Source organism: Enterococcus canintestini, from assembly GCF_001885735.1.
In the GTDB taxonomy this organism is placed as follows: domain Bacteria; phylum Bacillota; class Bacilli; order Lactobacillales; family Enterococcaceae; genus Enterococcus_C; species Enterococcus_C canintestini.
The window spans coordinates 1-12,795 of the sequence record NZ_JXKG01000023.1; the positions used below are offsets into that span (position 1 = coordinate 1).

10 protein-coding genes are annotated in these 12,795 nt (G+C 36.8%); 1 reads left to right on the forward strand and 9 read right to left on the reverse strand.

The window, feature by feature from the left end; genetic code table 11:
- Positions 1-350: 350 nt before the first annotated feature.
- The 3 genes from parC to RU96_RS10900 all read right to left on the reverse strand — a co-directional run bounded on the left by parC (position 351) and on the right by RU96_RS10900 (position 5,686).
- Positions 351-2,804 (reverse strand): DNA topoisomerase IV subunit A, encoded by a 2,454-nt coding sequence (gene parC / locus RU96_RS10890; RefSeq protein ID WP_071865545.1) that lies wholly within the window; start codon positions 2,802-2,804, stop codon positions 351-353.
- Between the two features lie 11 nt (positions 2,805-2,815).
- Positions 2,816-4,873, reverse strand: coding sequence for a DNA topoisomerase IV subunit B (gene parE / locus RU96_RS10895; protein WP_071865546.1), 2,058 nt, complete (start codon positions 4,871-4,873; stop codon positions 2,816-2,818).
- 387 nt (positions 4,874-5,260) lie between these two features.
- Positions 5,261-5,686, reverse strand: coding sequence for a CoA-binding protein (locus RU96_RS10900; protein ID WP_211269913.1), 426 nt, complete (start codon positions 5,684-5,686; stop codon positions 5,261-5,263).
- A 127-nt stretch (positions 5,687-5,813) separates the two neighbouring features.
- Between RU96_RS10900 and plsY the strand changes: the two genes are divergently transcribed.
- Positions 5,814-6,449 carry a glycerol-3-phosphate 1-O-acyltransferase PlsY gene (gene plsY, locus RU96_RS10905; protein ID WP_071865548.1) on the forward strand — a complete coding sequence of 212 codons (636 nt, stop codon included), beginning with the start codon at positions 5,814-5,816 and terminating at the stop codon, positions 6,447-6,449.
- A gap of 50 nt (positions 6,450-6,499) precedes the next feature.
- Here the strand turns inward: plsY and RU96_RS10910 are convergent, their stop codons facing one another.
- The 6 genes from RU96_RS10910 to trmFO all read right to left on the reverse strand — a co-directional run bounded on the left by RU96_RS10910 (position 6,500) and on the right by trmFO (position 12,781).
- Positions 6,500-7,375: an aldose 1-epimerase family protein gene (locus RU96_RS10910; RefSeq protein ID WP_071865549.1), complete on the reverse strand. Its 876-nt coding sequence runs from the start codon at positions 7,373-7,375 to the stop codon at positions 6,500-6,502.
- Positions 7,376-7,421: 46 nt separating this feature from the next.
- On the reverse strand, positions 7,422-8,213 hold the full coding sequence (codY, locus tag RU96_RS10915; protein ID WP_071865567.1) for a GTP-sensing pleiotropic transcriptional regulator CodY: 792 nt from the start codon (positions 8,211-8,213) through the stop codon (positions 7,422-7,424).
- A gap of 23 nt (positions 8,214-8,236) precedes the next feature.
- Positions 8,237-9,628 carry an ATP-dependent protease ATPase subunit HslU gene (gene hslU, locus RU96_RS10920; RefSeq protein WP_071865550.1) on the reverse strand — a complete coding sequence of 464 codons (1,392 nt, stop codon included), beginning with the start codon at positions 9,626-9,628 and terminating at the stop codon, positions 8,237-8,239.
- Between the two features lie 12 nt (positions 9,629-9,640).
- Positions 9,641-10,186 (reverse strand): ATP-dependent protease subunit HslV, encoded by a 546-nt coding sequence (gene hslV / locus RU96_RS10925; protein WP_071865551.1) that lies wholly within the window; start codon positions 10,184-10,186, stop codon positions 9,641-9,643.
- Between the two features lie 26 nt (positions 10,187-10,212).
- Positions 10,213-11,118, reverse strand: coding sequence for a tyrosine recombinase XerC (gene xerC / locus RU96_RS10930; protein WP_071865552.1), 906 nt, complete (start codon positions 11,116-11,118; stop codon positions 10,213-10,215).
- A gap of 364 nt (positions 11,119-11,482) precedes the next feature.
- Entirely contained in the window at positions 11,483-12,781 is a 1,299-nt protein-coding gene (gene trmFO, locus RU96_RS10935) for an FADH(2)-oxidizing methylenetetrahydrofolate--tRNA-(uracil(54)-C(5))-methyltransferase TrmFO (RefSeq protein ID WP_071865553.1), read from the reverse strand.
- Between the last annotated feature and the right edge of the window lie 14 nt (positions 12,782-12,795).

Consider the following 12,795-nt stretch of genomic DNA (forward strand, 5'->3'; position numbering starts at 1 on the left):
TTGGATAAAATCACGTACGTTTACTTCGTTTTGCCAAGCTTTACCTTTAAATCCGTTCCATTGTTCCATTGAATGGACCTCCTTAAAAATTCGCTATACTTTATGTAACAGCTTTACGAACACAGTATAACACATCGTTTTTACTTTGCAAGCATTTTCTTGTGTGCCATTGAACAATTTCATTTGTTATCTTACAAACCATTATGTAAACACTGTCATATCAGTAATATCAACATAATTGAAGAGTTTATCTTTTTATTAAATAAGCCTTTTCATCATTTATCATGCTCACAAAAAAGCATTTCTGTATTAATACAGAAATGCTTTTCAAATACAACCACTATAACAGGCTAATCTTTTACAATAATCGGATGTTTTAATTCTTGCACATCTATTATTTGACCACCATTTTTTTCATCCATAACAAAAGAACCATTTGAAGTACGATCTGAAATATTGAAATTGGCAACATCGATTTCTGTTTGTTGCCCTTTTTGATTTGTAAGTAACAAGGTTTGATCGCTGCCATTTCCCATATAAATGACACGATGAGGATTATTTTTTAATTCACGTAAGACCATTAAGCCGCGTTTTGCACGTCCTAATTGATTTAACTCTTGCGCTAACATGCGTTTGACTGCCCCTCTTTGGGTCACAATGACAATTGGATTATCTCCCATTGGGTATACGAGTTGGCCATTGACGACAAAATCTTCATCCTTTAGATTAATTGATTTAACCCCAGATGCTTTAGGACCAACAACAGGAACTTCACTTAACGCATAACGCAAACCAAAACCACGATGGCTGACTAAAAATACATCTAATTCGTCATTTTCATCCACTAAAAAGACATTTGTGATTACATCTTCAATATCTTTAAATTTTATAATCGCAAGTGGTCTGCTCTTATACGTCCGCCAAGGCTCAAATTCTGTCATTTTAGTTTGTTTAATTAAACCATTTTTGGTGATGACAACAAAATTCTTAGCAGGATCTAACTGCTTATAAGGATAGACTGCGATAATCGCTTCATCCACAGCCATATTAAGCATCGTTTGAGAAATGTGTTCTCCGATTTCTTTCCAGCGTAAATCCGGTAGCTCATGAACTGGTCGGTAGATGACATTTCCTTTGTTGGTAATCAGTAAAAGATGATCCAAGGTATTCACTTCACCGGTGTATAAAACAAAGTCGCCATCTTTCATTCCTAATTCTTCTGGTTTAGAAGCTGCATAAGAACGTAGACTACTCCGTTTAATATAGCCATCGTGAGTTACGGAAACAACGACATCTTCTTGGGCAACAAGAACTTCTGTTTCAATTTTTAACTCTTTAATTTCCGCTTCAATTTGTGTCAAACGAGGTTGTCCATATTGCTTTTTAACTTCTTTCAACTCTTTTTTAATGACACTTAAAAGCTCTCCTTCATCCGCTAATATTTTTTTCAATTCAGCAATATAATCAGCTAATTCTTTTGCTTCTTGTTGTAATTGCGTGATGTCGGTATTGGTTAGACGATATAATTGCAAATTCACAATTGCTTCTGCCTGGGCCTCTGTGAATCCATGAGCGATAATTAAATTGTTTTTAGCATCTTTTTTGTCTTTACTACCACGAATAGTGGCGATGACTTCGTCTAAAATCGACAATGCTTTCATTAAACCGTCGACAATATGTTGTCGTTTTTGTGCTTTCTCCAATTCAAAACGGCTGCGTCTTATAACGACATCGCGTCGATGTTTAATATAACTTTTTAGAATTGTCAGTAACCCGACTTGTTTCGGGCGCATTTCATCAATTGCGACCATATTGAAGTTATAGTTAATTTGTAATTCCGTGTTTTTGAATAAATAGTTTAAGATTCCTTCTGCATTGGCATCCTTTTTTAACTCCACGACAATTCGTAAACCAGTACGATCGGTTTCATCCCGTACTTCTGCGATACCGTCAATTTTTTTGGCTAAACGAATTTCATCAATTTTCTTCACGAGCGTCGCTTTATTAACCTCATAAGGAATTTCAGTCACCACAATTTGTTCTTTATTTCCTTTAATTTTTTCAATCTCCGTTTTTGAACGTAAGATGACTTTTCCTCTACCCGTTTCATAGGCTTTTTTTAGTTCGGCTTTCCCTTGTAAAATGCCACCAGTAGGAAAGTCAGGTCCGGGAATAAATTCCATTAATTTATCCAAAGTCGCCTTAGGATGATCAATCAAATAAATAGTGCCATTAATAACTTCAGTTAAATTATGAGTGGGAATTTCTGTTGCATATCCCGCTGAAATACCGGTAGAACCATTGACTAAAAGATTAGGAAACTTCGCTGGTAAAACAGTTGGTTCTTTTTCTGTATCATCAAAGTTCCAGACCATATCAATGGTTTCTTTTTCAATATCTTTTAGTAATTCACTACTTAATTGGGATAATCTTGCTTCGGTATAACGCATTGCAGCTGGTGGGTCACCATCCATACTCCCGTTATTACCATGCATTTCAATCAAAATTGCACGTAATTTCCAATCTTGACTCATCCGAACCATCGCTTCATAAATACTACTATCGCCATGGGGATGATAATTCCCCATGATATTACCGACAGATTTCGCTGATTTACGAAATGCTTTTTCGTAAGTATTGCCATCTTTATTCATACTAAATAAAATACGGCGTTGAACTGGCTTTAAACCATCACGAATGTCTGGTAAAGCTCGCTCTTGAATAATATATTTTGAATAGCGGCCAAAGCGGTCGCCCATGACCTCTTCAAGTGTTAATTCTTGAACATTATGATTGTGTTCCACTTTGCCACCTCCTAGTCGTCAAATAAATTAATTTCTGAAAAATCATCATTTTGGTCATCTGAATTTTTGGCATGTGCCTTTTCTTCATCAAAAATTTCGCTGTTAGGAGCTTCTTCATCTACTTTTTTCTCCAAAATACTCCCGTCTTCTTCCAATGAAAACTGAACATGACTTTCAATCCACTTTCTTCGAGGTTCAACTTTATCTCCCATTAAAGTGGTAACGCGTCGCTCAGCTTTTGCGGCGTCGTCAATTCGCACGCGAATTAATGTCCGCGTTTCAGGATCCATCGTGGTCTCCCATAACTGTTCGGCATTCATTTCACCCAAACCTTTGTAGCGTTGCAACATATAACCTTTGCCGACTTTTTGAATGACTTGTTGCAATTCTTCATCAGTCCAAGCGTATTCAGTGACTGCTTTTTTACCTGCGCCTTTTGAAACTTTGTAAAGTGGTGGTAACGCAATATAGACTTTTCCCGCTTCAATTAATGGCTTCATGTAGCGATAAAAGAAAGTAAGTAACAGCACTTGAATGTGGGCGCCATCGGTATCGGCATCGGTCATAATAATAACTTTGTCATAATTACAGTCTGCAATTGTAAATTCCGGTCCCACGCCCGCTCCAATAGTATAAATCATCGTATTGATTTCTTCATTTTTTAAAATATCTTGTAGTTTCGCTTTTTCAGTGTTAATCACTTTTCCTCGCAATGGCAAAATCGCTTGAAACTTGCGATCACGCCCTTGTTTGGCAGAACCACCGGCAGAATCTCCTTCGACTAAATACAGTTCATTTCGCTTCGGATTACGCGATTGCGCTGGCGTCAATTTACCCGAAAGTAATGACTCTCCTTTTTTGCGCTTTTTACCGGTACGACTTTCTTCTCGTGCTTTACGCGCCGCTTCTCTAGCTTCTCTAGCTTTAATAGCTTTACGTACAAGCATTTGGCTCATTTCACTGTTTTCTTGCAAATAAAAACCAAGCTGCTCACCTAAAACACCGTCAACTGCATTTCTAGCACTAGGGGTACCAAGTTTTTCTTTTGTTTGACCTTCAAATTGTAATAAATTCTCTGGTACTCGGACAGAAAGAACAGCAGCTAAACCTTCTCTAAAATCGCTACCTTCCAAGTTGCGGTCTTTTTCTTTTAGTAAGTTTACTTTACGGGCATATTCATTAAAAGCTTTCGTTAAAGAAGCTTTCATCCCTGCTTCATGGGTACCGCCGTCTTTTGTGCGGACATTATTAACAAAGGACAAAATATTTTCTGAATAGCCGTCGTTATATTGCATTGCTACTTCAACTTCAATTCCATCTTTTTCACCATTAAAATAAATAACCGGTGTCAATGAATCTTTTTCTTCGTTTAGGTAGCTGACGAATTCTTTAATGCCTTCTTCAAAATGAAAGACATCAACGACAGGTTCTTCACCTCTTAAATCAGTCAACGTAATTTTAACATCCCGCAATAAAAAAGCTGATTCTCTTAACCGTTCTGCTAAAGTTTCATAAGAAAATTTAATGGTTGAAAAAATTGTATCATCAGGTAAAAAAGTAACGGTGGTTCCATTTTTCTTTTTTGTTTTACCCAGTTTTTTTAAAGTTCCTTGAGGCTTGCCGCCATCTTTGAACTTCTCCTCATACGCAATTCCATCACGAACAATCGTTACTGTTAGCCATTTTGATAATGCGTTAACGACACTAGCTCCCACACCGTGAAGACCACCAGACGTTTTGTAACCGCCCTGACCAAATTTTCCGCCGGCATGTAAAACAGTAAAGATTACTTCGACTGTGGGGATGCCAGACGCATGCATTCCAACAGGCATACCCCTGCCATTATCACTAACAGTAATGCTATTATCTTGATTAATTGTAACAGCAATCTCATTTCCAAAACCTGATAGTGCCTCATCAACAGAATTATCGACTATTTCATAAACTAAATGATGTAAGCCCCGGCTATCAGTTGAACCAATGTACATTCCTGGACGTTTTCGAACTGCCTCAAGTCCTTCTAAGACTTGAATGGAGGCATCATTATACTCAGTTGTTTTTTTTGCCAAAGTAAACGCTCCTTTGATAAAAGTAATGGGCTAAGCCCGCTTATACCTTTTTTCACGCAATTTAAAAGTGCGCTTCCTCTATCTTACTCTAAAAAACCAGTGAAAAAAAGTCTTAAATATCCCCAGATAATTAAAGCCATGCTTTTTTAGGCTACAAACGCAAGGGAAACGTACGTTCTCCTCTGTTAAAAATTTTTACTTAATTTTTTTCTTTTTTAGTTATCTAGCTAAATATGACCTTTTTATCGTAATTCTAAGTTTTCTCTTAACAAATTATGCTAGACGAGTGTGATTCTAATTTACACAACAAAAACATAGAAAAAACTAAGTAAGCTCTTTTTACACCACTTTTAAAAGTCGGTTGCAAAAACTTACTTAGTTTTTAAATTAAGCAATCATTTTATTTAACTCGATTTTAATGCAACGATCCATAATGACGTTCTTTCTTCCCGCCTCTTCAAGCATCGCTGCAGCTTCTTCATTTTGCAAACCTAATTGGGCCCAAAAAACTTTAGCATCGGTTTTTAAAAAGTCAGCTGCAACTGCTGGTAAAAATTCACTACGCCGGAAAATATCAACAATGTCAATTTTCTCTGGCACACTGACTAAATCAGCATATACTTTTTCACCTAAAATTTCGTCACCAGCATACTGAGGATTGACGGGAATAATACGATAGTCCCGATCTTGTAACAAACGAGCAATTTGAAAACTAACGCGATCTTCTTTTGGACTCAAACCCACCACCGCAATATTTTTGGCCTCCTTTAAGATTTGAAAAATTTGTTCTTGATTAGGATTTTTAAACATAATAAACACTCCTTTTAAAATGAAATAGCAATCAATTAGACTATACGCTACTGAAGAAATATTGGCAAAGAGTTGTTCCTGTAATTCTTTCATGCTAAAATGACGCTAGTTTGAAGAATTGAGGTTTTTTATGAAAATAATTATTTTACTAATAATCGCCTATTTACTAGGCTCGATTCCCTCTGGCGTTTGGATTGGAAAACTATTCTATCAAAAAGATATTCGGCAATTTGGCAGTGGTAATACTGGTACTACTAATACTTTTCGGGTTTTAGGTAAAACTGCTGGCACTATTGTTTTACTGATGGATATCTTAAAAGGAACTTTCGCTACACTTTTACCTACGTTATTTCACGTCAATAATATCAATCCATTATGGTTTGGTGTCTGTGCTATTTTAGGTCATACTTTTCCAATTTTTGCTGGCTTTAAAGGTGGAAAAGCAGTTGCAACTAGCGCTGGGATGTTATTGGGTTATAGCCCTATTTTCTTTTTATACTCCGCTACAATTTTTGTTGTCAGCTTGTTTGTGACAAGTATGGTAAGTTTAACAAGTATGATTGCAGCCGTTTTAATTACACTATCGACTGTCATCTTACCTGAGATTTGGCCACAAGTATTACCAGAACATAATTGGTTGTTAACTTTAATCGCTTGTGGATTAACTATTTTCATTTTTTATCGGCACCGCGATAACATTACCCGAATTAAAAATGGCACTGAAAGCCATATCCCTTTTGGTTTAAATCGTGATAAAAAAGATTGATTCCCAAAAAGACCTTTAAAAGTTTAAAACTTTTAAAGGTCTTTTTATAGTTACTTGACAGTAATGGCGTATTTCGTAGTGAATTTTTCTCGCCCTGCTAATTGCTGAATCCCTAATTTTTCAATTAATTCGCCTGTAGCATCTGTAGTGTCGGCAATCCCACACCACGGTTCAATACAGACAAAAGGTGATTCTGTTGGATAAGGCGACCAAATTCCAACATAAGGCATATCTTTATAACTAAGGGTCACACTATGCGGGGATTTTTCACTACAAATAGAGATTGCGTTTAAACCTTTTGTTTCAAAAATCACCGCATCATTTTTGAACATATCATGGGTTAAAGCTAGATTTGTATTCGTTTGTCCCAATGTTCGTTGCTCTAAGTCAATGTAATTACCTTCAAGAGGTAAACTTAAACGCGATTTACGTGGTGAGAAAGCTAAATAGTAATCTTCAAAATTTAAGTCTTTTTCCAGTGGCACATTAAAGGCTGGGTGCCCACCAATTGAAAAGAACATTTCGTCTTCAGCTAAGTTTTCGACTTCATATTTTACCGTTAAACCATCCCCACCCAGTTCATAACGAATAATCAGTTCAAAATCAAAAGGAAAAATAGCTTTTGTTTTTTCAGTTGCCTTCAAAATAAAACTCGCACTATCATCATTTTTTTCTAATAGTGCAAAATCCATATCCCGGGCAAAGCCATGTTTGGACATGTGGTATGTTTTCCCTTTGTACTGATAACTATCTTCTTTTAATGCCCCGACAATCGGAAATAATACTGGCGCGTGTTTGCCCCAATACTTTGGATCTGCTTGCCAAATATATTCTAAATCTGTCGTTTTGCTAACTAAACTTTGTAACTCTGCACCATGTAACGCAATTTTGGCACGTAATTGATCATTTTCAATTGTAACCGTCATATACGGCACCTCCTCATTTAGCTATCTGAACTTTTACTTATTTCCCTTAGTGACTGTGTTTATCCAATTCTTCTTTAAAGCGTTTATTTAACACACGTAGGTATGTCCCCTTCATTCCTAATGAACGGGATTCAATAATACCAGCAGATTCCAATTTACGTAAAGCATTAACGATTACAGAACGGGTGATGCCAATCTCATCGGCAATGTTAGAAGCAGTTAAACGCCCTTCATCTCCTTGTAGAGCGGCAAAAATCGCTTGCACTGCTTTTAATTCACTATAAGAAAGGGTGCTAATCGCCATTTGAACAGCAGTAGCACTTCTGACATCCGCTTCAATATCACGGGATTTTTGATATAAAAATTGCATCCCTACTACCGTTGCACCATACTCTGCTAATACCAAATCATCTTCATCAAAAGCAGTATCCATTCGGGCTAAAATAATTGTTCCCAAACGTTCTCCTGCCCCAAAGATTGGCACCACTGTCGTTAAACCATTCGGATATTTTTCTCGTTGCTCAATTGGAAAGGCAGTCATATCAGAAGAAATAGGAATATTGGCTTCAGTTTTAGTTAAATGATCTACCATATCTGTGTAAATTTGTGGAAATTGTTTTTCTTCAAACATATTTTTAACGCGATCATTATTCACATCATGTTTTTCATTAAACCCTAACAAGACGCCTTCACTGCTGATAATATAGGCATTACTATCTAAAATATCCCCTAAAATTAACGCCATATTGTTATAAGGCAGGTCTAATGTCATATCAAACGTATTCTTTTGTTGGAGTAATTGATTGATACGGCGGGTTTTGTCTAATAAAGTTGTCATCTTTTTCATTTTCCTTCCTGTGATTACAAAATATAGCGACTTAAATCTTGATTTTCAACAATCGCATCCAGTTTTTCTTCAACATACGCAGCTGTAATTGTAATTTCTCCCATTTGCATGTCAGGAGCTTCAAACAATAAGTCTTCCAACAGTTTTTCTAAAATCGTATGCAAGCGTCTGGCGCCAATATTATCGGTATCACGGTTAACATCAAAGGCAATTTGAGCAATCTTTTCAATTGCTTCTTTGGTGAAGATTACTTTGACATTTTCTGTTCCAATTAATGCAATATATTGTTTAATCAACGAATTATTAGGTTCTGTTAAAATTTTAACAAAGTCTTCAGCACTCAAGTCATCTAATTCAACTCGAATTGGAAAGCGGCCTTGTAATTCAGGAATCAAATCACTTGGTTTTGCCACATGAAAGGCACCAGAAGCGATAAATAGAATATGATCTGTTTGAATCATGCCATATTTGGTATTTACTTGAGAACCTTCTACAATCGGTAAAATATCCCGTTGAACTCCTTCTCTTGAGACTTCACCAGATTGCTGAGAGCGAGATGTAATTTTATCAAATTCGTCGATAAAGATGATTCCATTTGCTTCAGCTAAACGAATAGCTTCGCTGTGAATATCTGCATCATTAACCAGTTTGGCCGACTCTTCTTGGACCAAAAGTTCCCGTGCTTCTTTGACTGTCACAGTACGCTCTACTTTCTTTTGCGGTTTTAATGCAGCTAGTGTTTCGTTAATATCAATCCCCATTTGTTCCAAGCCATTATTCATCATTGGCCCTTTTGTTTGGGGCTCATCAATTTCAATCGTGACTTCTCTTTCATCTAAGGCACCACGTTCTAACTGTTCAAAAATCGCTTGACGATTTGTTTTAATTTCTTCAGTTAATTCTTCTTTTGGTTCTTCTTGTTGAGTATTAAAAATATTCATCATTTGTTCATAAGGATTACTCGTCTTCTTTTGTTCTTTTTTAATTCCTGGCACCAATACTTTTACCAAACGACGATTGGCTTTTTTTACCGCCCGGGTATAAACACGGCTATATTGCTCTTTACGAACAATTTGAATCGCATTTTCGACTAAATCTCTAACCATCGATTCAACATCGCGCCCTACATAACCCACTTCAGTAAATTTTGTTGCTTCCACTTTTACAAACGGTGCTTGAACAATTTTAGCTAAGCGACGTGCGATTTCTGTTTTACCGACCCCAGTTGGTCCAATCAAAAGAATATTTTTAGGGGTTACATCTTGTTGCATTTCTTCATCTAGTTGTAAACGGCGATAACGATTGCGTAACGCTACAGCAACCGCTTTTTTGGCGTCTTTTTGACCGACAATATATTGATCGAGTTCTGACACAATTTGCCGGGGTGATTTTGTCATTTCATTCATAAGCTTCCCTCACTACATTTCTTCCACAATAATATTGTGGTTAGTAAAAATACAAATGTCAGCTGCAATATTTAATGCATTTTCGGCAATTTCTTTAGCTGTCATTTCATCATTGTTGTATTTTTTCATTGCCCGCGCTGCCGCTAAAGCGTAATTGCCACCAGAACCGATGGCTAAAATTCCGTCATCTGGCGTAATCACTTCACCAGTACCTGAAACAAGAAGCATTTCTTCTTTATTCATCACAATCAGCATTGCTTCTAATTTTTGCATAGCTTGTTGGGTGCGCCACTCTTGGGCTAATTCAACAGCTGCTCGTTGCAAATTGCCATTATATTCATTTAATTTAGCTTCAAATTTTTCTTCTAAAGTAAAAGCATCCGCCACGCTACCGGCAAAACCGACCACTACCTCGCCATGATAAATTCGGCGTACTTTTCTAGCAGTGCCTTTCATTACAACTTGTTCTCCCATGGTAACTTGGCCATCTCCGGCCATTGCAAACTTGCCGTCTTTTTCCACTGCACAAATAGTAGTGGAATGAAATTGTGATTCCATTTTAGTCCTCCTAAATTTTCAATTGCTTATTCGTGTGCCCGCGGATGAAATTTACGGTAATTATTTTGTAAACTCTCCTTTGTTACGTGGGCATATATTTGAGTTGATGATAAATTGGCATGTCCTAATAATTCTTGTACGGTTCGCATATCTGCCCCATTATTTAGTAAATGAGTGGCAAAAGTATGCCGTAACATATGGGGATGAATTTTACTATCTAAACTACTTTTTTTAATCAGCTGATTAAAAATATACTCAATCCCTCTAGTGGTAATTGGGCCACCTCGTTGGTTAACAAACACAAAAGGATGATCTTGTGCACTTTTTTCCATCAAGTATGGTCTAGCTAATGTCAAATATTCTTGCAAAGCTACTTGAGCATACGAACCAAAAGGAACATAGCGATCTTTACTGCCTTTACCATGAATCAATAAGACTTCACCTTGCCAGTCAATTGCATCTAATGTTAATTTGGCACACTCGCTTACCCGTAAACCAGAACCATAGATAATTTCCAGCAAGGCTCGATTACGAATCTCAAGTGGTTTATCCCCTTGGGCAGCTTGAAAGAGCGCTGCCATTTCATTTTCATAAAAAAAACGAGGTAACTTGCTATTTTGCTTTTTTAAATGAATATAAGAAAACGGATTTTCTTCAATTACTTCTTGCTTTAATAAATATTGATAAAAAGAACGCAAACTGGCAATTTTGCGACTAATGGAATTGCGACTGTATTGGTGTTCGTTTAAAAAACTCAAGTAGACCCGTACGTCACGATGGTCAATGTGTAAAAAATCACTGTCGCCGCTTTCTTTTAAAAAGTCACGAAAATCTTGCAAATCTTCTTGATAAGCTGCCGTCGTTAAAACTGAATAGCCTCTCTCAAATTGCAAGTAACGAAAAAATTCTTGTGGCCAGTCAAATGTTGTCATTATACACCTCATTTCTGTCCGCAATTAATGTAGCATACAACGAATTAAAAAACAAACAAATTGTCAGAATTTAAACAATATTTCCTTCTTTTATCACAATTTACACAATATTGTCATATTTTTTTCTAAAAAAATGCTGATAAAGAGGATGCTAACAAGGCTGACACAACTTTTTAAGCTTTTTAAAACTTGTCATTCACATGTCAGCTTTACCATAAAAAAGGTAACAAACTTTATTCTCTTTTGCAATCGATAAAATGTCGCAACTATTTCACCTTAACATATTTGAAATTACATCAAACGATTAAAAATTTTTATTCAAATGACGCCAAAAAAGCCATGACATAAGTCATAGCTTTTTGCTTTAAAGTTCTGTTTGAGCTAAGTGATCTAACGCCCGTTCGGCTAATGTTTGATAGCGCAATTTCTTATCACGAATACGTTCAGGTAATTCTGGTAACAGACCAAAATTCGCATTCATCGGTTGAAAATGTTTGCCTTCTGCGTGAGTAATATAATATGCCATTGAACCAATGACAGTTTCTTGTGGCATCGTTAAAAGATCTTGTCCTAAAGCTAAACGCGCAGCATTTCGGCCAGCTAATAAGCCGCTGGCAGCACTTTCTACATAACCTTCTACACCAGTCATTTGACCGGCAAAAAAGAGATCATCTCGTTTAACAGACTGATATGTCGGACGTAATAATTCTGGTGAATTCATAAAACTATTACGATGCATGACACCATAACGCACGAATTCTGCATTTTCTAAGCCAGGGATCATTTGGAAAACCCGTTTTTGTTCGCCCCATTTTAAATGAGTCTGGAAACCAACAATATTATATAAAGAAGCTGCAGCATTATCTTGACGTAATTGAATAACAGCATATGGACGCTTACCTGTTTTAGGGTCTTCTAATCCCACTGGTTTCATCGGGCCAAAAAGCATCGTTTTTTCTCCACGAGCTGCCATAACTTCAATAGGCATGCATCCTTCAAAATATTTTTCTTTTTCAAAAGTTTTTAAAGGAGCAACCTCAGCTGTAATTAAAGCTTCACGAAAAGCATCGAATTCTTCTTTGGTCATAGGACAATTAAGATATGCAGCTTCACCTTTATCATAGCGAGATTTTAAGTAGACTTTCTCCATATCAATCGTACTTTTATCAATAATCGGTGCTGCGGCATCATAAAAATAAAAACCATCTGAACCATTAAACGTTTTAATCGCTTCTGCTAATTTAGAAGACGTCAAAGGACCCGTAGCAATTACTGTAATCCCACTAGGAATTTCAGTGATTTCCTCTGAGATAACAGTTACATTAGGATGCATTTTAACTTTTTTAGTAACTGTAGCAGAAAAGGAATCACGATCGACTGCCAAAGCACCCCCTGCAGGCACCGCTGTTTCATCAGCAGATGTTATAATTACCGAGTTTAGACGGCGCATTTCTTCTTTTAAAACACCGACCGCATTGGCTAAGCTATTGCCTCTTAATGAGTTTGAACATACTAATTCCGCAAAATCAGAAGTGTGATGTGCTTCTGTTGATTTTTCCGGACGCATTTCATAAAGGCGTACCGGAACTCCTGCCTCAGCAATTTGCCAAGCAGCTTCACTACCGGCCAAACCGGCACCAATTACATTTACAAATTCAGTCATTTTATTCTTCCGTT

What these genes read in the sequence shown, in the direction of transcription:
- hslU (WP_071865550.1), bottom strand. Translation starts at nt 9,628, where the DNA reads ATGAATGAAATGACAAAATCACCCCGGCAAATTGTGTCAGAACTCGAT.
- hslV (WP_071865551.1), bottom strand. Translation starts at nt 10,186, where the DNA reads ATGGAATCACAATTTCATTCCACTACTATTTGTGCAGTGGAAAAAGAC.
- trmFO (WP_071865553.1), bottom strand. Translation starts at nt 12,781, where the DNA reads ATGACTGAATTTGTAAATGTAATTGGTGCCGGTTTGGCCGGTAGTGAA.
- codY (WP_071865567.1), bottom strand. Translation starts at nt 8,213, where the DNA reads ATGACAACTTTATTAGACAAAACCCGCCGTATCAATCAATTACTCCAA.
- RU96_RS10910 (WP_071865549.1), bottom strand. Translation starts at nt 7,375, where the DNA reads ATGACGGTTACAATTGAAAATGATCAATTACGTGCCAAAATTGCGTTA.
- xerC (WP_071865552.1), bottom strand. Translation starts at nt 11,118, where the DNA reads ATGACAACATTTGACTGGCCACAAGAATTTTTTCGTTACTTGCAATTT.
- plsY (WP_071865548.1), top strand. Translation starts at nt 5,814, where the DNA reads ATGAAAATAATTATTTTACTAATAATCGCCTATTTACTAGGCTCGATT.